Here is an 18,126-nt window from a genome sequence, read left to right on the forward strand (position 1 = left end):
GATTAGATAACGGTGCAAACGCTTTTCTGAGATTGACGAATGTCGAAGTTAATGCAGGTCAAGAGCTGTCTCTGTAGACGTATCTGCGCGCCAGGAGGAGTGTCGGCGCTTGATCCCGGCAGGGCGGTGTGCTTACGTCGAGGGCACCGATGGCATGAAACTGACGATGATCGTTGAGAAGTTCGGTGGTGACTTTTAACTCGATATGCACGTTTTAGAAAGCGTCCCGGGGCGCCATTCCCGGGAAGAATTCCTGCGCCAACCACGGGGTACCGATGCCATTGGCATCCGTGACCTCGCGGAAGCTACCGGGGTGCTGGATGTGAATTCCACTTACGCCTATCTGTTGCTGGCGACCGATTTTGCTGCCACGTCAATAGTGGCCGAACGTGACGGTGACCTGCACGGATTCATCACGGGTTACCACCCTCCGCCGCGACCCGATGTCCTGTTCGTATGGCAGGTGGCCGTGGCGCCGTCGGCGCAGGGCGGGGGACTGGCAAGCACCATGCTCGACGCGCTCGTCCACCGGGTGCGGTCGCAGCGTGACGGGCGTCCGGTCACCGTGGAGGCCACGGTCGCCCCCGGCAACACCGCGTCACGCGCATTCTTCGGCGCCTTCGCGCGCCGTCACGGCGTCCCCCTCGTCGAAGATCCGCACTTCGGATCCGACCTGCTCGATGCAGGCGGAGCGCACGAGGATGAGCCCATCCTGCGGATGGGGCCGATCACCACACCGCTTTCGCGCTGAAATCAATTATCTGATAACCATTTTGATCCGAATTGGAAGGATTGTCCCTTGCTGCTCGCAACGACAGCTCCCCTGACCGAATCTGACCTGCCCGACGTCTTCAGCTCGGTGGAATCCGAGGTCCGCAGTTATTGCCGTGGCTGGCCCACCGTGATGAACAGCGCCTCGGGCTCCTGGGTGACCGACACCTCGGGACGCACCTACATCGACTTCTTCGCCGGGGCCGGGGCGCTGAACTACGGCCACAACAACGCCGCCCTGAAGGAGCCGTTGCTCGAATACCTTGCCTCCGACGGCATCGTGCACTCGCTGGATATAGCGACGGCGGCCAAGCAGCGCTTCCTGGAGACCTTCGAGCGGCTCATCCTGCGGCCGCGAGGGCTCGACTACAAGGTGCAGTTCCCGGGGCCGACCGGAGCCAACTCCGTCGAGGCGGCGCTCAAGTTGGCCAGGAAGGTGACCGGCCGCGAGTCGGTTATCAGCTTCACCAACGCATTTCACGGCATGACGCTCGGAGCACTGTCGGTCACCGGAAACTCGATGAAGCGCGCCGGTGCCGGTATCCCGCTGGTGCACGCCACCCCGATGCCCTACGACAACTACTTCGGTGGAGTCACCGAGGACTTCCAGTGGTTCGAGCGGGTGCTCGATGATTCGGGCAGCGGGCTCAACCGACCTGCCGCGGTGATCGTCGAAACCGTCCAGGGCGAAGGCGGACTCAACGTCGCACGGATCGAATGGCTGCGTGCCCTGGCCGAACTGTGCCGCAAGCGCGACATCCTGTTGATCGTCGATGACGTCCAGATGGGTTGCGGTCGCACCGGGCCGTTCTTCAGCTTCGAGGCAGCCGGCATCGTGCCGGATATCGTCACGATATCCAAGTCGGTCAGCGGATATGGCCTGCCGATGGCGCTCACGTTGTTCCGCCGCGACCTGGACGTGTGGGCGCCGGGGGAGCACAACGGCACCTTCCGCGGGCACAACCCGGCTTTCATCACCGCGACGGCGGCGATCGAGACATACTGGGCGAACGATGAGTTCAGCGCCGACACGGTTGCCAAGGGCGAGCTGGTCCGAGTGCGGCTGGAGGAGATCGCCGCTGCCCACGACGGAGTGACCGCCCGTGGCCGTGGCATGGCCCAGGGTCTCAAGTTCGTCGAGGCGGACCTGGCCGGTAAGGCGTGCCGGGCCGCCTTCGACCGCGGTGCGCTGATGGAAACCAGCGGTCCGTCCGACGAGGTGGTCAAACTTCTACCGCCGCTGACCACGACGCCTGCCGAACTGTCGGAGGGGCTCGACATCCTCGCCGAGTCCGTCGCCGTCACGCTGGCCTGAGGGGGGCTTGAAACATGATTGTTCGTACCACTGCTGAGATCACCGGGACCGATCGCGATGTGGCCGACGCCAGCTGGCGATCGAAGCGCATCATCCTGGCCGGTGACGGCGTCGGTTTCTCGTTCCACGAGACCACCATCGAGTCGGGTTCGGTCAACGAGTTCCACTATCAGCACCACGTCGAGGCGGTCTGGGTGATCGAGGGCACCGGCACGCTGACGGATTTGGAGACCGGGCAGGAGTATCCGCTCGCCGACGGAACCATGTACCTGCTCAACAACAACGACCGCCACCGGGTCACCTGCGATCAGCAGCTGCGCATGCTGTGCGTGTTCAACCCTCCGGTGACCGGGCGGGAAGTGCACGACGAGAACGGTGTCTACCCGGCGCCGCAGTCGGTGGCATGACGGCAGTTCATCGAGGAGCCGAAAGCGGATCACGCATCGGCTTGCCCAACGAGGAACGGATGGATCACTACCCGACCCGGCTCGACCACGCCATCGAGCCGATACCGCGTCGCGAGCCTGTGGTGTGGGGTGGCGCGGCCGACGGTCCGCTCAGCCAGCCCCACCTGGACGGCTTCTCCGAGTACGGGTACCTGGTGGCGCCGGAGACCGTGTCGGATGACTGGCTCCCGCTGCTCCGCCATGAAATGGACCGGATCGCAGCGGATCTGGACACCGATGACCCGCGGGTGATCCGGGAGCCGGGTGGCACGATCCGGTCGATCTTCGAACCGCATCTGCTCAGCGACCTGGTCGCACAGGTGGTCCGGCTCGACACGGTGTTACCGGTCGCGCAGCAACTGCTGGGCGGCGACGTCTACATCCATCAGGCCAGGATCAACCTCATGCCCGGCTTCACCGGGACCGGGTTCTACTGGCATTCGGACTTCGAGACCTGGCATGCCGAGGACGGCATGCCAGAGATCCGCGCGGTCTCGTGCTCGATCGCCCTGACCGAGAACTACCCGTACAACGGGTCACTGATGGTGATCCCCGGATCGCACCAGACGTTCTACCCGTGCGTCGGCGCCACGCCCGAGGACAACCACGACACGTCACTGGTCGCCCAGAACATCGGCGTGCCCGATCAGACGACGCTGACCAAGGCCGTCGACGAGCACGACATCCACCAGTTCACCGGTCCGCCCGGTACCGCGCTGTGGTTCGACGCGAATCTGCTGCACGGCTCGGGGTCCAACATCACCCCGCTGCCGCGCTCGAACGTGTTCCTGGTGTTCAACTCGGTGGACAACGCGCTGACCGACCCGTTCGCGGCCAAGCGGCCACGGCCCGAATACCTGGCGGCTCGGGGCGCACAAGCCGTCACCTAGGCTGGCCCCATGCAACGGATCATCGGAACAGAGGTCGAATACGGCATCTCCTCGCCGTCCGATCCGACTGCCAATCCGATCCTGACGTCGACTCAGGCGGTGCTGGCGTACGCGGCGGCCGCCGGGATCCAGCGCGGCAAGCGCACCCGGTGGGACTACGAGGTCGAATCCCCATTGCGCGACGCCCGCGGGTTCGACCTGTCCCGGGCCTCGGGGCCGGCCCCGATCGTCGACGCCGACGAGGTCGGCGCGGCGAACATGATCCTCACCAACGGTGCCCGGCTGTATGTGGACCACGCCCACCCGGAGTACTCGGCGCCCGAGTGCACCGACCCGATGGACGCGGTGATCTGGGACAAGGCCGGTGAGCGGGTGATGGAGGCCGCCGCCCGCCACGTCGCCAGCGTGCCTGGGGCGGTCAAGCTTCAGCTGTACAAGAACAACGTCGACGGCAAGGGCGCCTCGTACGGGTCGCACGAGAACTACCTGATGAGCCGTCAGACCCCGTTTTCCGCGGTGATCGCGGGGTTCACCCCGTTCCTGGTGTCGCGGCAGGTGGTGACCGGCTCGGGCCGTGTCGGCATCGGGCCCTCGGGGGACGATCCCGGCTTCCAGTTGTCGCAGCGGGCGGATTACATCGAGGTCGAGGTCGGCCTGGAGACGACGCTCAAGCGCGGCATCATCAACACCCGCGACGAGCCGCACGCCGATGCCGACAAGTACCGCCGGTTGCACGTGATCATCGGTGACGCCAACCTGGCGGAGACGTCGACCTACCTGAAAGTCGGCACCAGCTCCCTGGTGCTCGACCTGATCGAGGAAGGCCCGCAGTTCGGGCTCGACCTGTCCGATCTCGCGCTGGCCCGTCCGGTGCACGCCGTGCACGTGATCAGTCGTGATCCGTCGCTACGGGCCACGGTGGCGCTGGCCGACGGCCGGGAGATGACCGCCCTCGCGCTGCAGCGGGTCTACCTGGACCGGGTGGCCAAACTGGTGGACAGCCGGGACCCGGACCCGCGGGCTGCGCATGTCGTGGAGACCTGGGCCCATGTGCTGGACCTGCTCGAGCGCGACCCGATGGAATGCGCCGAGATCCTGGACTGGCCGGCCAAGCTGCGGTTGCTGGAGGGCTTCCGGAACCGCGAGAACCTGGCCTGGTCGGCGCCGCGGCTGCACCTGGTCGATCTGCAGTACTCCGATGTCCGGCTGGACAAGGGCCTGTACAACCGGTTGGTCGCCCGCGGTTCGATGAAACGCCTGGTCACCGAGCAGCAGGTGCTCGACGCCGTCGACAACCCTCCGACCGACACCCGCGCCTACTTCCGGGGTGAATGCCTGCGTCGATTCGGTGCCGACATCGCCGCGGCGAGCTGGGACTCGGTGATTTTCGATCTCGGCGGCGATTCGCTCGTCCGGATTCCGACCCTGGAGCCGCTGCGGGGAAGCAAGGCCCATGTCGGTGCTCTGCTGGATTCCGTGGACAGCGCGGCCGAACTCGTCGATCAACTCACGAACTGACCATCTGGACCGGTGAGCTATCCCCGGCAATCGGGGTGCCGACCGGTACTGTGGAAGAACCGGTTGGGCGGTTAGCCCAGCCGATGACAATTGCAGGAGGCAGCGATGGCTCAAGAGCAGACCAAGCGTGGCGGTGGCGGCGGCGAGGATGACGACCTCCCGGGTGCATCCGCTGCCGGCCAGGAGCGTCGCGAGAAGCTGGCTGAGGACACCGACGATCTGCTCGACGAGATCGACGACGTGCTGGAAGAGAACGCAGAAGACTTCGTGCGTGCATACGTCCAAAAGGGCGGCCAGTGACCTGGCGCGAAAACCTGTCTCTGCCCCGACCAACCCTCTCCGGTACCCAATCTGTAGCCATGGACCTGTCGTCTTTCTCTGAACTGCTGCGCCGGCAGGCCCCCGAGCTGTTGCCGGTCAATCGTGTCGCCGACGGCACGATCAACCCCACCAACGCGGTGCCGCACGGGACCACCATCGTCGCGATCAAGTACCCCGGAGGGGTGCTGATCGCCGGTGACCGCCGCTCGACTCAGGGCAACATGATCGCCGGGCGCGACGTGCAGAAGGTGTACATCACCGACGACTACACCGCGACGGGCATCGCAGGCACCGCGGCCATCGCCGTGGAATTCGCGCGCCTGTATGCCGTGGAACTGGAGCACTACGAGAAGCTCGAAGGCGTTGCCCTGACCTTCCGCGGGAAGGTCAACCGGCTGGCCATCATGGTGCGCGGCAACCTCGGTGCGGCACTGCAGGGTTTCGTGGCCCTGCCGTTGCTGGTCGGTTTTGATGTTGATGCCAGCGATCCGCAAAGTGCGGGCCAGATCGTGTCCTTCGACGCGGCAGGTGGCTGGAACATCGAAGAAGAGGGCTACCAGTCCGTGGGCTCCGGGTCGATCTTCGCCAAATCGTCGATCAAGAAGCTCTATCCCGGTGTGGTGGATGCGGATTCGGCTCTGCGGGTGGCCATCGAGTCGCTCTACGACGCCGCCGACGACGACTCCGCCACCGGCGGCCCCGATCTGGTGCGCGGCATCTATCCGACTGCGGTGACCATCGGTGCCGAGGGAGCCGCGGAGATCACTGAGGAACGCATCGCCGAGCTGGCCCGCGACGTCATCGCGCGCCGGACCCGGACGGGCGGTGAGGGGTAAATGAGCTTCCCGTACTTCATCTCGCCTGAGCAGGCGATGCGTGAGCGTTCCGAACTGGCGCGCAAGGGCATTGCCCGCGGGCGCAGCGTCGTGGCGTTGGCGTATGACAGCGGTGTGCTGTTCGTGGCAGAGAACCCGTCGCGGTCGCTGCAGAAGGTCAGCGAGCTCTATGACCGGGTCGGTTTTGCCGCGGTCGGCCGGTTCAACGAGTTCGACAACCTGCGGCGCGGCGGAATCCAGTTCGCCGACACCCGCGGGTACGCCTACGACCGCCGCGATGTGACCGGCCGTCAGCTGGCCAACGTCTACGCGCAGACGCTGGGCACCATCTTCACCGAGCAGGCCAAGCCTTACGAGGTTGAGCTGTGCGTGGCCGAGGTGGCGCACTACGGCGAGACGAAAGCCCCTGAGCTGTACCGCATCACCTATGACGGGTCGATCGCCGACGAGCCGCACTTCGTCGTGATGGGCGGCACCACGGAGCCGATCATCGCCGCGCTGAACGAGTCGTACAGCGAGAACCCCGACCTGGGTGCGGCGGTCAAGATCGCCGTGGAGGCGTTGAGCGCGAGCGGCAACGGCTCTGAGCCTCGGACTCTCGGTCCCGCGACACTCGAGGTGGCCGTCCTCGATGCGACCCGGCCGCGTCGGTGCTTCCGTCGGATCACCGGGGCCGCGCTGGAAGCGCTTCTGCCCGAGGCTGTTTCGGACAAGCCGGCCGCTGATGAGCCGTCGGAGAAGCCGAAGAAGTCAGGAAAGTAGGTTGATCACCGCTTCGGCCTCCGTGCCGTCGCGGTAAAGACCCCACGCCAGCTCCGCCAGTTCGTCGGGATTTATCGTCGGCAGGTCGGCGTTACCCGCCATCGCTCGGTGGATGTCACCGCGCTCGATGAGTCCGCCGATGGTGATGGTGCCGGCATAGACACCGACGGGTCGGAGGGCGGCGTGCAGGGTGACCGCATAGTTGCGCAAGGCGGCCGCCGCGAGTGCCAGGCCACCGAGTGGGGGCATCGGCACCACGCTGCTCAGTCCGCCTGCGAACAACAACCCGCCGGTGCCGCGTTCACGCATCTCGGGTAGGAGCCGGCTCGCGAAGTCGACCGCAGGCACCACGCTGTTCAGTGCGGCGCGGGCGCCGGTGGCGTCGAGATCGGCGATGTCTTCGGTGGGTGCCGTTTCGAATGCGGCCGGGCCGTAGTAGCCGACGTCGATGCGTCCGAAGCGTTCGCGCACCGCACCCAATGCCGCCGCGAGTTGTCCGGAATCGTTCGCATCGGCCACGTAGGCCGCGGCCTCCACGCCGTTGCCGGTCAGGGCCGCCAGGTAGTCGGGGTGACGTGCGGGGGACCGGGAGATCAGGGCCACGCGGTGTCCGGCGGCGCCGAAACGCTGAGCAATCGACAGTCCGAGCCCGGGTCCGACGCCGAGCACCACCAGGACCGGAGACGAAGTTGAGGTCATACTCAACTTACTAGCATAAGTTGAGTGTTGTCTCAACTTCGCTATGCTGGGCGACATGTCGGCGATGCGTGCAGATGCGGTCCGCAACCGGGACCGTTTGGTGGCGGCAGCCGCTGAGCTCTTCACCGAACGAGGCGTCGACGTACCGCTCGACGAGATCGCCCGTGCGGCCGGCGTCAGTATCGGCACGCTCTACAACCACTTCGCGAATCGCGGGGCACTCCTGGATGTGGTGCTGTCCGACCGGTTGGCCGTCATCGACCGGTTGGCGAGGCAGGCGCTCGACGACGTCGACCCGTGGCGGGGATTCGTCGGATTCCTCGACGGGCTGTTCACGATGCAGGCGTCCGACCGCAGCATCAACGACGCGGTGGCCAGGAATCCGGTCGGTGCCGTCGACGTCGCGGGCGAATGTGGCCGAGCCGGTGGGCTTCTCGAGGCCGTGGTGGGCCGGGCCAGGGCTGCCGGGGTGTTGCGCCCCGACTTCGGTGCCGATGACCTGGCCACGTTGATGTGGGCCATGTCGAAAGTGATCGCGATGGCCGACGGTGACGACGCCGTGTGGCGGCGCCACCTGGGGTTCGTGCTGGACGGGCTGAGGAGCCCTGCCGGCTCACCTGCTGTCGGTGGTCTCGGGGCGCCAGCCGACGTAGGTGAACCACAACCCCATGGCGGTCAGGAGTAGGAAAAAGCACCGCGCCGCGATCAGCAGCCCGGGGCTGGCCACGGTGGCGTCGGCGCCGGATTCGACGGCCGAGGGGATGGCCATCATGGCGGCCCCTCGCAGTGCGACGAACCAGCCGAACAGGGAGATCAGCACCGCCGTCACGCTGTACCAGTACTGGTGGAACGCGATCACGACCAGTCCCATCAGCAACATGGCGGCGCCCAGGATCCAGGGCAGGATGCCGCTGGTGAACAGGTCGCCGAGCAGGGTCTGCAGGGTGGGCAGCCGGATCGCGATGATCACGGTGGCAACGGCGACGAAGGGGCCGAGGACCCGGGCGAACGCGCGGGTGCGTTGTCGGGCCTGCGGGGTGGGTTGCGGCATGTGCGGCTCCTGATTGATAAACCGACTGACGGTCTATTTTTAGGCTAGGCTCGGACTGCGCCCAACGTCAATGGAGGATTCGTGGCACGCCAGGTGAACCCCGCCGAACACGCCGCCCGGCGTCGGGAGATCCTCGATGCGGCCCTGCGGTTGATGCACGACAAAGGCTACGAGGCGATGACGATCGAGGACCTGCTGGCCGCATTGCAGATCTCGAAAGGCGCGCTGTACCACTATTTCCGCTCAAAGCGCGCCCTGCTCGAGGGGGTCATCGAGCAGATGGGTGAGAGCGCCACCGCCCGGTTGGCCGGCATCGTCGAAGACCCGCACCGCAGTGCGCTCGACAAGATGCACGCCTACTTCGACGGATCGAGGGCCTGGAAATCGGAGAGTGCCACCGAGGTGGCAACCCTGATCCGGTTGTGGCACGACGAGAACAATGCGCTGTTGCGGCAGAAGATGACCCAGGGCTCGATGCGCACCACCGCGCCCATGCTGGAGGCGATCATCCGCCAGGGGTGCGCCGAAGGCGTCTTCGACACCGACTACCCGCACGAGGCGGCAGGCATCCTCATCGGCATGGGGCTCCACCTGGCCGATGCGTTCATCGACGCCATCGAGGCAGACGGCGCCGTGGGTTCCGACATCAGCGGGCCGCATGCCCAGAAGGTGGTGGGTGCCTACCTGCAGGCGTTCGAACGCATCCTCGGTGCACCGGCCGGGTCACTGCACGAACCGGCGTCGTCAGCTCAGGGGGAAACGTAGTTTCGCGACCGCGGTCTGGTTCCAGATGCCGGCGGTGATCTCGTCGGGCCGGACGGCGTAGGCCGCACCGCCGTTGTCGAGTACCGTCACCGCGACTCGGGACAGCACGTCATAGCCGGAATCGTCGTAGTGCAGCGCTCCGGTGGCGGCTTCGATCCGGCCCACCACATCGACGGTGAAGTTGTACACCAGCGTGTCCACCGCCCCGGCCGTCGCGGCCCGGGTGATGTCGCCGAGATCGGTGGCCACTAGTCCCTTGCTGATGTCGTTGCCCAGCTCGTCGACCCAGGCGCTGGCCTGTTCGGCGTTCAGGGCGGGCAGCGACTCACGGATGGCGCCGTCGATCTGATCGGGCCGCAGCTGGTCCGCTGCACCGGGCACCGCCACGATCTGGCGCTTGTGGTCGAGCCCGCGGTACATGTCGAGCAGCGGGTCGGTCGCGAACAGGTACAGCGGCCGCGTCGATGACGGATCGAGTTGCCCCAGTTCGCCGTCCACCGCATCGGCGACCCGCTTGGCGTACTGCTCCAGCAATAGCTTCTTGCCCTCGTCACCGACCAGGCGCCGCACATGCCCCCGGTCGCGCACGGTGGCCCGGTTGGTCGCATCGGCGACGTCGGCCGCGTACTCGCCGGTGAGCTCCAACTCCTCGGCCCGCGTGCTGGCGGTCGCCTGCCACAGGTTCCAACCGTCGGCGGACAGCGTCAGCGCATATGCGTCCTGCGGTGTGGTGACCGCCCGCACCAGCTGGCCGATGTCGAAGTAGCTACCCACCTGCAGCTGGCTCTCCAGGGCGTTGGGTAGGACGTAGACCTCATGGAAGTCGTCGGCGATGAAGATGGCCACCGAACGGGACAGGCTCAGCCACAGTTCCGATTCGGCGATCTCGTTCCACCGTGATCGCAGCTGTTCCTCCACGGCATGGCGCGCCCCGGATTCGCGGATCGTGCGCAGGGCCCGGTCCACCGCGCTCTTCGCGGTGAGCACGCTCTTCTCCCGCTCGTCCGGTCCCGGTGCGGTTTCCGCGTAGACCGTGATGGCGTTCTCGTGAGGCTCGCCAAGGCGGATCAGGTCGGCAACATCGGGCAGTTCGTAGCGGGTCATCACCACTCCTTTGCGCGGACTCCTTTCGGTCCATCTTCCCGTGACTTGGGCTGACCAGGGTCAAAAGTCCCAGATCGGTGGCGCCACGAACACGATGACGGTGCTTGCCCACCGTTACCGTGAACCACCCCGTAAGCTCGTTAGCGTGCAGCGACGAATCATGGGCATCGAGACGGAATTCGGTGTGACCTGCACGTTCCATGGCCATCGCCGGCTCAGTCCCGACGAGGTTGCCCGCTATCTGTTCCGGCGGGTGGTGTCGTGGGGCCGCAGTTCCAACGTCTTCCTCCGAAACGGCGCCCGGTTGTATCTCGACGTGGGTAGCCACCCCGAGTACGCGACCGCCGAGTGTGACAACCTGACGCAGCTGGTCACCCACGACCGCGCCGGTGAGCGCGTCCTGGAAGATCTGCTGATCGACGCCGAGCAGCGCCTGGCCGACGAGGGCATCGGCGGCGACATCTATCTGTTCAAGAACAACACCGACTCGGCGGGCAACTCCTACGGTTGCCACGAGAACTACCTGATCGTGCGGGCCGGCGAGTTCTCCCGGATCTCCGACGTGCTGCTGCCGTTCCTGGTAACCCGACAGCTCATCTGCGGTGCGGGCAAGGTGTTGCAGACGCCCAAGGCCGCCACCTTCTGCCTGAGCCAGCGCGCCGAGCACATCTGGGAGGGCGTCTCCAGCGCGACGACGCGCTCGCGGCCGATCATCAACACCCGTGACGAGCCGCACGCCGACGCCGAGAAGTACCGCCGGCTGCATGTCATCGTCGGCGACTCCAACATGTGCGAGGCCACCACCATGCTCAAGGTGGGCACCGCCTCGCTGGTGCTGGAGATGATCGAGGCCGGCGTCCCGTTCCGGGACTTCTCCCTGGACAACCCGATCCGGGCCATCCGCGAGGTCAGTCACGACCTGACCGGTCGTCGTCCGGTGCGGCTGGCCGGTGGGCGGCAGGCCAGCGCCCTGGACATCCAGCGGGAGTACTACAGCCGGGCCGTGGAGTACCTGCAGACCCGTGAGCCGAGCACCCAGATCGAGCAGGTGGTCGATCTGTGGGGCCGCCAACTCGACGCGGTCGAGAGCCAGGACTTCGCGAAGGTCGACACCGAGATCGACTGGGTGATCAAGCGCAAGCTGTTCCAGCGCTACCAGGATCGCTACAACATGGAGCTGTCCGATCCGAAGATCAGCCAGCTCGACCTCGCCTACCACGACATCAAGCGCGGTCGCGGGGTGTTCGACCTGTTGCAGCGCAAGGGGCTGGCGTCCCGGATCACCACCGACGAGGAGATCGACGCCGCGGTCAACACGCCGCCGCAGACGACGCGGGCCAAGCTGCGTGGCGAGTTCATCAGTGCGGCACAGGAAGCCGGCCGGGACTTCACCGTGGACTGGGTGCACCTCAAGCTCAACGACCAGGCTCAGCGCACCGTGTTGTGCAAGGATCCGTTCCGATCGGTCGACGAGCGGGTCAAGCGCCTGATCGCCAGCATGTGAGCTCTAAGCTTTCATCTCGTGGCGGTATCCAAAGTCGAGCGGTTGATAAATCTTGTCATCGCGTTGTTGTCCAGCGATCGGTTCCTGCCTGCCGACAAGGTCCGCAAGATCGTCCAGGGCTACGAGGACAGTCCCACCGATGAGGCGTTCTCCCGCATGTTCGAGCGCGACAAGAACGAACTGCGCGACCTCGGGATCCCGTTGGAGACGGGCCGGGTTTCCAAGTTCGACTCGACCGAGGGCTACCGCATCAACCGCGAGGAATATGCATTGCCCGCGGTCCAGTTGACGGGCGATGAGGTGGCGGCGGTCGCGGTGGCCACGCAGTTGTGGCAGTCGCCCGAGTTGATCACTGCGACGCAGGGGGCGCTGCTGAAGCTGCGTGCGGCCGGCGTGGACGTCGATGCCGACGGGGTCGGTGTCGCCATTGCGTCGACTGCGACGCTGCCCGGGTTGCGCGGTTCTGAAGAAGTGTTGCGAATCCTGTTGGCGGCGATCGACTCCGGGCATGCGGTGCGGTTCCGGCACCGTGCCTCGCGCAACGCCGAACATACGAGCCGCACCGTCGAGCCCTGGGGCGTCGTCACCCATCGCGGCCGGTGGTACCTGGTGGGGCATGATCGCGACCGCGACGACACCCGTACTTTCCGTCTTTCCCGCATCGATGCCGACGTGAGCACCATCGGACCGGCAGGTGCGGTGGCCAAGCCCGAGGGGGTGAACCTGCGCGACATCGTCGCCCGCGCGGTCGCCGAACAGCCGACCGGGGAGCAGGCCAGGGTGTGGATCGCCGGCGGACGTGCCACCGCGCTGCGCCGCCAGGCCATCGAGACCGTACCGCGCACGCTGGGCGGGCGCGCAGGGGAGGAGATCACCGTCGACATCGGAATGTCGGACCGGCTGGCCCGTGAGATCGCCAGCTACGGCGTCGATGCGGTCGCGCTGGAACCACAGTCGTTGCGCGAGGATGTGGTGAGCAGGTTGCGGGCGCAGGTGGCGCAGGCATGAGTCAGGTCTCGACCCGGCTGGTCCGGATGCTCAACATGGTGCCGTATTTCCAGGCCAACCCGAAGGTGACGCGTGACGAGGCAGCAGCCGCGCTGGGGGTCACCCGCAAGCAGCTTGATTCCGATCTCGAGCAGCTCTGGATGTGCGGGCTCCCCGGCTACAGTCCCGGCGATCTCATCGACTTCGACTTCGAAGGCGACACAGTCGAAGTCACGTTCAGCGCGGGTGTCGACCGCCCGCTGCGACTGACGTCCACAGAAGCCACCGGAATCCTGGTGGCGCTGCGGTCGCTGGTCGACGTTCCCGGCATGGTGGATCCGGAGGCCGCGCGCAGCGCCATCGCCAAGATCGAATCCGCGGCAGGCACCCAGCGCGCGGCCCTCGAGGAGTCCGGTTCCGACGAGAGCATGCCCCAGGAAACCGGGGCGGCCGCGGCGGTCCGCGCTGCCGTGCGGGACGCCCGCGCGCTGACCCTGGAGTACTACTCGGCGTCGCGTGACTCGCTCACCACCCGCACGGTGGACCCGATCCGCGTGGTGCTGATCGGCGACAACAGTTATCTGGAGGCGTGGTGTCGCACCGCCGAGGCGGTCCGGATGTTCCGGTTCGACCGGATCGTCGCGGCCGAGCGTCTCGCCGATCCGTCGGCGCCACCGTCGCCGGCGGTACAGGCCGGCACAGACACCTCGCTGTTCGATCCCGACACCGCGGACCCGTCATTGCCGTCGGCCACCCTGCTGATCGACTGCTCCGCGGCGTGGATGTTCGACTACTACCCGTTGCGGGTGGTCAATGAATTGCCCGACGGGGCGTGTGAGGCAGTGATGACCTACGCCTCGCCCGAGTGGATGGCGCGCTTTCTGCTCGGGTTCGGTTCGGCGGTGCGGGTGTTGGCCCCGCCGGACCTCTCACAGCGGGTACAGGAATCTGCCGGTGAGGCTCTGCGCGTCTACGACGCGGTGGCGCCGCACGCCTACGACGCCGGCGACACACGCGCGTAGACTCAGCACAGACGTCTGGAGGTAACCAAATTGGGTGGTCTACAACCCTGGCACTGGATCATTGTCATCGCGGTGTTCGTGCTGCTTTTCGGCGCCAAGAAGCTGCCGGACGCGGCCCGGTCGCTCGGTAAGTCGATGCGGATCTTCAAGTCGGAGATCAAGGAGATGCAGTCGGATTCTTCCGGGTCTTCGGCCGACGCGCCGCAACCGGCGAAGCCGATCACGTCCGAGCGGGTCGAGACTCCCGCCCCGGAGCAGTCCCCGGACCGCCACACGGCCTGACCGGTCCGGCAACCGATCGCGGTCATCGCCCCGCGATGCCGTGTCGCGTCTACGACCAGGCCTCTTAGAACACGCCCGTGACCTCCGGATTCATCAAGAAGCTCGATCCTCGCCGCCGCCGTTCGCGGGTCAACCCCGACGGCACGATGTCGTTGGTCGACCACCTGCACGAACTGCGCAATCGTCTGCTGATCGCGGTGGCCGCAGTTCTGGTCACCACCATCTTCGGATTCCTGTGGTACACCCACGGTTTCTTCGGCGTGCACAGCCTGGGCGAATGGCTGCGTGGTCCCTACTGCTCGCTGCCGGATTCGGCCCGGGCGACCATCGCCCCCGACGGGGAGTGCCGGCTGTTGGCGACCGGCCCGTTCGACCAGTTCATGCTGCGCCTCAAGGTGGCGTTGGCAGCCGGCCTGGTGATGGCCTGCCCGGTCTGGCTGTACCAGCTGTGGGCGTTCATCACCCCGGGTCTGTACAAGAAGGAACGCCGGTTCGCGATGGCGTTCGTCGGGGTCGGCGCGGTGTTGTTCATCACCGGTGCGGTCCTGGCCTACGTGGTGCTGGCCACGGCCCTCGGCTTCCTGCTGACCGTCGGCAGTGACGTACAGGTCACCGCGCTGTCAGGCGAGCAGTACTTCGGATTCCTGATCAACCTGCTGCTGGTGTTCGGCATCAGTTTCGAATTCCCGCTGCTGATCATCATGCTCAACCTCGTCGGCATGCTCAGCTACGAGCGGCTGAAGGCGTGGCGCCGCGGACTGATCTTCGGGTTGTTCGTGTTCGCGGCGTTCGCCACGCCCGGCTCGGACCCGTTCACCATGCTGGCGCTGGCCTGCGCGCTGAGTCTGTTGCTGGAGTTCGCCATCCAGGTCGCCCGGATCAACGACAGGCGCAAGGCCCGGCGCGAGGCTCTGGAGGTGCCGGAGGACGAGGCCGCGCCGATCCCCACGGTGGAGCCCGTTCCGAGACCCGACCCGGTGACAGCGCCGGACTCGGGGGCACCGAGGATCGGCATCGACGACGATGCCACCTGAGTCGGGTGATCAGAACGGTGGCGAACTGACCAAGTTCACCGCCGAGTACCCGTTCGCACTCGACGATTTCCAGCTCCGTGCCTGCCGCGCGCTGGAAAGCGGCCACGGCGTCCTGGTGTGTGCGCCCACCGGGGCGGGCAAGACCGTGGTCGGCGAGTTCGCCGTGCACCTGGCGCTGGCGGCCGGCGGCAAGTGCTTCTACACCACACCGATCAAGGCGCTGAGCAACCAGAAGCACAACGACCTGGTGGCCCGCTACGGTGCGGACAAGATCGGACTGCTCACCGGCGACCAGTCCATCAACGGTGACGCCGACATCGTGGTGATGACCACCGAAGTGCTTCGCAACATGCTGTATGCGAATTCGCCTGCACTGCACGGACTTTCCTACGTCGTGATGGACGAGGTGCACTTCCTGGCCGACCGGATGCGCGGGGCGGTGTGGGAGGAGGTGATCCTGCACCTGCCGGAGGAGGTGCTGCTGGTCAGCCTGTCGGCCACCGTCAGCAATGCCGAGGAGTTCGGTGGCTGGATCCAGACCGTCCGGGGTGACACCACCGTCGTCGTCGACGAACACCGGCCCGTCCCGCTCTCCCAGCACATGCTCGTCGGCCGGCGACTGTTCGATCTGTTCGAGGGCACGAACAGCACGCTCGTCGACCCGGACCTGTTGCGCCACATCAGCCATCGGCGTGAGGCCGACCGACTGGCGGACTGGGAACCACGGGGCCGTGGACGTGGTCGGGGCGGGGGTCGTCCCCAGCTGTACCGGCCGCCCAGCCGGCCCGACGTCATCGCCACCCTGGACGCCGCGGGGCTACTGCCCGCCATCACCTTCGTGTTCTCGCGGGCCGGCTGCGACGCGGCCGTCCAACAGTGCCTGCGTGCACCACTACGGCTGACCACGGACGAGGAACGCGGCCGGATCTCCGAGATCGTCGACCGGCGCTGCGCCGACCTGGCCGAATCCGACCTGATCGTGCTCGATTACCACCAGTGGCGGGAAGGCCTGCTGCGCGGCCTTGCCGCCCACCACGCCGGCATGCTGCCGGTGTTCCGGCACACCGTGGAGGAACTGTTCACCGCGGGCCTGGTCAAGGCGGTCTTCGCCACCGAAACCCTGGCACTGGGAATCAACATGCCCGCTCGCACCGTGGTGCTGGAGCGGCTGGTGAAGTTCAACGGCGAGCAGCACGTTCCGTTGACACCGGGGGAGTACACCCAGCTGACCGGACGGGCCGGGCGCCGCGGCATCGACGTCGAGGGCCACGCCGTGGTGCTGTGGCGGCCCGACGACAGCAACGCCGAACCTGCCGAGGTCGCCGGCCTGGCTTCGACCCGAACTTTCCCGTTGCGCAGCTCGTTCGCCCCGAGCTACAACATGACGATCAATCTGGTGCAGCAGATGGGCCCCGAGCAGGCCCACAAACTGCTGGAACGGTCCTTCGCCCAGTACCAGGCGGACCGGTCGGTGGTCGGGCTGGTGCGCGGGATCGCGCGAGGTGAACGGATGATGGGCGAGCTGGCGGCCGAACTCGGTGGGGCCGACGAGCGCTCGCGCGAGGAGCCGTGGACTGAGCCGCCCATCCTTCAATACGTCCGGTTGCGGGCCAAGATCGGTGAGCGTGAACGTGCGCAGTCGCGCGCCTCACGCCTGCAGCGACGTAGGGCGGCCACGGACGCGTTGGCAGCGCTGCGCCGTGGCGACATCATCACCATCACCCAGGGCCGCCGCGGCGGACTGGCGGTCGTGCTGGAGCCTGCCCAGCGCGACAGCGACGACCCGAGACCACTGGTGCTGACCGAACATCGCTGGGCCGGCCGGATTTCGTCGGCCGACTATTCGGGCGCCTCGGCGCCGCTGGGTGCGATGACGCTACCCAAGCGGGTGGAGCACCGGCAGCCGCGCGTACGCCGGGACCTCGCGTCGGCATTGCGGTCGGCCGCGGCCGAGCTGTCGTTGCCCTCGAAGCGCTCGAGCCGTGGCGCCGCTGCCCCCGAACGTGACGTCGATCCCGAACTCGCCGGCCTGCGTGCCGAGTTGCGGGATCATCCGGCACATCAACAACCGGGCCGTGAGGCGCAGGCCCGGATCGCCGAACGCTATCTGCGCATCGAACGCGACAACGCCCAGATTCAGCAGAAGGTGAACGCGGCGACGAACTCACTGGCCCGCACCTTCGACCGGATCGTGGCGCTGCTCAGCGAACGTGGCTTCATAAAAGCGGACAACGACGGAGAACTGAAGCCGGATCTCAGGGTCACCGATGCCGGCCGGCTCCTGGCCCGGATCTACAGCGAGAGCGATCTGCTGGTCGCCGAATGCCTCCGCGGCGGTCAGTGGCAGGGCCTGCAGCCGGCGGAACTGGCCGCGGTGCTCTCTGCCGTCCTGTTCGAGTCGCGGGGAGACACGGCGGGCGGTGTGCTCGGTGTCGACATTCCCACCGCGGGCCTGCGCCGCGCGCTGGCCCAGACCCGGCGGATCTCGGCGGACCTGCGGGGCGACGAGCAGCGCCACCGGCTGGCCCCGGGCCGCGAACCCGACGAAGGATTCGTCACCGCCGTCTACCGCTGGGCCACCACCGGTGATCTGGCAGCGGCCCTGGCCGCCTCCGACGTCGGGTCGGGTTCGGCGCTTTCGGCGGGCGATTTCGTGCGGTGGTGCCGCCAGGTGCTCGATCTGCTCGACCAAGTCCGTAACGCCGCGCCGCAATCCGCGCTGCGCAATACCGCGAAACGCGCTGTCAACGATGTTCGGCGCGGCGTTGTTGCTGTTGATGCGGGGTAGGGTGTCGGGGGCGACACCGAACAGGATCAAG

Annotated in this window: 19 protein-coding genes; 16 read left to right on the forward strand and 3 right to left on the reverse strand. The window is 66.7% G+C overall.

All coding sequences use genetic code 11. The annotated features are described in order from the left end of the window. Nucleotides 1-205 precede the first annotated feature (205 nt). The 8 genes from ectA (at nucleotide 206) to prcA (ending at nucleotide 6,859) form a co-directional block, all read left to right on the forward strand. Nucleotides 206-751 (forward strand): diaminobutyrate acetyltransferase, encoded by a 546-nt coding sequence (gene ectA, locus AC4LGL_RS22280; RefSeq protein ID WP_491840659.1) that lies wholly within the window; start codon nucleotides 206-208, stop codon nucleotides 749-751. A gap of 48 nt (nucleotides 752-799) precedes the next feature. Next, on the forward strand, nucleotides 800-2,086 hold the full coding sequence (gene ectB, locus AC4LGL_RS22285) for a diaminobutyrate--2-oxoglutarate transaminase (RefSeq protein ID WP_491840660.1): 1,287 nt from the start codon (nucleotides 800-802) through the stop codon (nucleotides 2,084-2,086). Nucleotides 2,087-2,100: 14 nt separating this feature from the next. Beyond that, nucleotides 2,101-2,493 carry an ectoine synthase gene (locus AC4LGL_RS22290; RefSeq protein ID WP_491840661.1) on the forward strand — a complete coding sequence of 131 codons (393 nt, stop codon included), beginning with the start codon at nucleotides 2,101-2,103 and terminating at the stop codon, nucleotides 2,491-2,493. 59 nt (nucleotides 2,494-2,552) lie between these two features. Further along, nucleotides 2,553-3,422 (forward strand): ectoine hydroxylase, encoded by an 870-nt coding sequence (gene thpD, locus AC4LGL_RS22295; RefSeq protein ID WP_491840768.1) that lies wholly within the window; start codon nucleotides 2,553-2,555, stop codon nucleotides 3,420-3,422. Between the two features lie 9 nt (nucleotides 3,423-3,431). After that, nucleotides 3,432-4,940, forward strand: a complete 1,509-nt coding sequence (dop, locus tag AC4LGL_RS22300; RefSeq protein WP_064887177.1) for a depupylase/deamidase Dop — start codon at nucleotides 3,432-3,434, stop codon at nucleotides 4,938-4,940. A 105-nt stretch (nucleotides 4,941-5,045) separates the two neighbouring features. Further along, the gene (locus AC4LGL_RS22305) at nucleotides 5,046-5,240 is read left to right on the forward strand and encodes a ubiquitin-like protein Pup (RefSeq protein WP_055114885.1); all 195 of its coding nucleotides are present in this window, start codon (nucleotides 5,046-5,048) and stop codon (nucleotides 5,238-5,240) included. Between the two features lie 59 nt (nucleotides 5,241-5,299). Next, a complete protein-coding gene (gene prcB, locus AC4LGL_RS22310; RefSeq protein WP_491840662.1) occupies nucleotides 5,300-6,097 on the forward strand; it encodes a proteasome subunit beta in 798 nt (265 codons plus the stop codon). Beyond that, nucleotides 6,098-6,859 carry a proteasome subunit alpha gene (gene prcA, locus AC4LGL_RS22315; RefSeq protein ID WP_491840663.1) on the forward strand — a complete coding sequence of 254 codons (762 nt, stop codon included), beginning with the start codon at nucleotides 6,098-6,100 and terminating at the stop codon, nucleotides 6,857-6,859. On the opposite strand, the gene AC4LGL_RS22320 is transcribed toward prcA, so the two are convergent. Then, nucleotides 6,848-7,558: an SDR family NAD(P)-dependent oxidoreductase gene (locus AC4LGL_RS22320; RefSeq protein ID WP_491840664.1), complete on the reverse strand. Its 711-nt coding sequence runs from the start codon at nucleotides 7,556-7,558 to the stop codon at nucleotides 6,848-6,850. The genes prcA and AC4LGL_RS22320 overlap by 12 nt on opposite strands. Before the next feature lie 55 nt (nucleotides 7,559-7,613). On the opposite strand from AC4LGL_RS22320, the gene AC4LGL_RS22325 reads away from it, so the two are divergent. Further along, nucleotides 7,614-8,243, forward strand: a complete 630-nt coding sequence (locus AC4LGL_RS22325) for a TetR/AcrR family transcriptional regulator (RefSeq protein ID WP_491840665.1) — start codon at nucleotides 7,614-7,616, stop codon at nucleotides 8,241-8,243. Here the strand turns inward: AC4LGL_RS22325 and AC4LGL_RS22330 are convergent. Then, nucleotides 8,172-8,609 (reverse strand): hypothetical protein, encoded by a 438-nt coding sequence (locus AC4LGL_RS22330; RefSeq protein WP_491840666.1) that lies wholly within the window; start codon nucleotides 8,607-8,609, stop codon nucleotides 8,172-8,174. The two genes, AC4LGL_RS22325 and AC4LGL_RS22330, sit on opposite strands and share 72 nt — an antisense overlap. 81 nt (nucleotides 8,610-8,690) lie before the next feature. Between AC4LGL_RS22330 and AC4LGL_RS22335 the strand changes: the two genes are divergently transcribed. Then, a complete protein-coding gene (locus AC4LGL_RS22335; protein WP_491840667.1) occupies nucleotides 8,691-9,374 on the forward strand; it encodes a TetR/AcrR family transcriptional regulator in 684 nt (227 codons plus the stop codon). Here AC4LGL_RS22335 and AC4LGL_RS22340 read toward each other — a convergent pair. Then, complete coding sequence (locus tag AC4LGL_RS22340) at nucleotides 9,354-10,478, reverse strand: baeRF11 domain-containing protein (RefSeq protein ID WP_491840668.1); 1,125 nt, start codon at nucleotides 10,476-10,478, stop codon at nucleotides 9,354-9,356. The genes AC4LGL_RS22335 and AC4LGL_RS22340 overlap by 21 nt on opposite strands. 145 nt (nucleotides 10,479-10,623) lie before the next feature. Here AC4LGL_RS22340 and pafA point away from each other — a divergent pair, with 145 nt between their 5' ends. The 6 genes from pafA (at nucleotide 10,624) to AC4LGL_RS22370 (ending at nucleotide 18,095) form a co-directional block, all read left to right on the forward strand. Then, nucleotides 10,624-11,982, forward strand: a complete 1,359-nt coding sequence (gene pafA / locus AC4LGL_RS22345; RefSeq protein WP_088304178.1) for a Pup--protein ligase — start codon at nucleotides 10,624-10,626, stop codon at nucleotides 11,980-11,982. An 18-nt stretch (nucleotides 11,983-12,000) separates the two neighbouring features. After that, nucleotides 12,001-12,990: a helix-turn-helix transcriptional regulator gene (locus AC4LGL_RS22350; RefSeq protein ID WP_491840669.1), complete on the forward strand. Its 990-nt coding sequence runs from the start codon at nucleotides 12,001-12,003 to the stop codon at nucleotides 12,988-12,990. Then, nucleotides 12,987-13,991, forward strand: coding sequence for a helix-turn-helix transcriptional regulator (locus tag AC4LGL_RS22355; RefSeq protein ID WP_491840670.1), 1,005 nt, complete (start codon nucleotides 12,987-12,989; stop codon nucleotides 13,989-13,991). The genes AC4LGL_RS22350 and AC4LGL_RS22355 overlap by 4 nt, the downstream gene beginning before the upstream one ends. A gap of 30 nt (nucleotides 13,992-14,021) precedes the next feature. Then, nucleotides 14,022-14,273 (forward strand): Sec-independent protein translocase subunit TatA, encoded by a 252-nt coding sequence (tatA, locus tag AC4LGL_RS22360; protein ID WP_491840671.1) that lies wholly within the window; start codon nucleotides 14,022-14,024, stop codon nucleotides 14,271-14,273. Between the two features lie 77 nt (nucleotides 14,274-14,350). Continuing rightward, complete coding sequence (tatC, locus tag AC4LGL_RS22365; RefSeq protein ID WP_491840672.1) at nucleotides 14,351-15,307, forward strand: twin-arginine translocase subunit TatC; 957 nt, start codon at nucleotides 14,351-14,353, stop codon at nucleotides 15,305-15,307. Beyond that, the gene (locus AC4LGL_RS22370; RefSeq protein ID WP_491840673.1) at nucleotides 15,297-18,095 is read left to right on the forward strand and encodes a DEAD/DEAH box helicase; all 2,799 of its coding nucleotides are present in this window, start codon (nucleotides 15,297-15,299) and stop codon (nucleotides 18,093-18,095) included. The genes tatC and AC4LGL_RS22370 overlap by 11 nt, the downstream gene beginning before the upstream one ends. Nucleotides 18,096-18,126 lie beyond the last annotated feature (31 nt).

It is taken from the genome of Mycolicibacterium arcueilense (assembly GCF_058536225.1).

Coding starts and splice junctions, on each gene's coding strand:
- prcB (WP_491840662.1), top strand. CDS start 5,300: ATGGACCTGTCGTCTTTCTCTGAACTGCTGCGCCGGCAGGCCCCCGAG.
- AC4LGL_RS22305 (WP_055114885.1), top strand. CDS start 5,046: ATGGCTCAAGAGCAGACCAAGCGTGGCGGTGGCGGCGGCGAGGATGAC.
- AC4LGL_RS22320 (WP_491840664.1), bottom strand. CDS start 7,558: ATGACCTCAACTTCGTCTCCGGTCCTGGTGGTGCTCGGCGTCGGACCC.
- AC4LGL_RS22355 (WP_491840670.1), top strand. CDS start 12,987: ATGAGTCAGGTCTCGACCCGGCTGGTCCGGATGCTCAACATGGTGCCG.
- AC4LGL_RS22330 (WP_491840666.1), bottom strand. CDS start 8,609: ATGCCGCAACCCACCCCGCAGGCCCGACAACGCACCCGCGCGTTCGCC.
- prcA (WP_491840663.1), top strand. CDS start 6,098: ATGAGCTTCCCGTACTTCATCTCGCCTGAGCAGGCGATGCGTGAGCGT.
- AC4LGL_RS22290 (WP_491840661.1), top strand. CDS start 2,101: ATGATTGTTCGTACCACTGCTGAGATCACCGGGACCGATCGCGATGTG.
- dop (WP_064887177.1), top strand. CDS start 3,432: ATGCAACGGATCATCGGAACAGAGGTCGAATACGGCATCTCCTCGCCG.
- thpD (WP_491840768.1), top strand. CDS start 2,553: ATGGATCACTACCCGACCCGGCTCGACCACGCCATCGAGCCGATACCG.
- AC4LGL_RS22325 (WP_491840665.1), top strand. CDS start 7,614: ATGTCGGCGATGCGTGCAGATGCGGTCCGCAACCGGGACCGTTTGGTG.
- ectA (WP_491840659.1), top strand. CDS start 206: ATGCACGTTTTAGAAAGCGTCCCGGGGCGCCATTCCCGGGAAGAATTC.
- AC4LGL_RS22370 (WP_491840673.1), top strand. CDS start 15,297: ATGCCACCTGAGTCGGGTGATCAGAACGGTGGCGAACTGACCAAGTTC.
- AC4LGL_RS22340 (WP_491840668.1), bottom strand. CDS start 10,478: ATGACCCGCTACGAACTGCCCGATGTTGCCGACCTGATCCGCCTTGGC.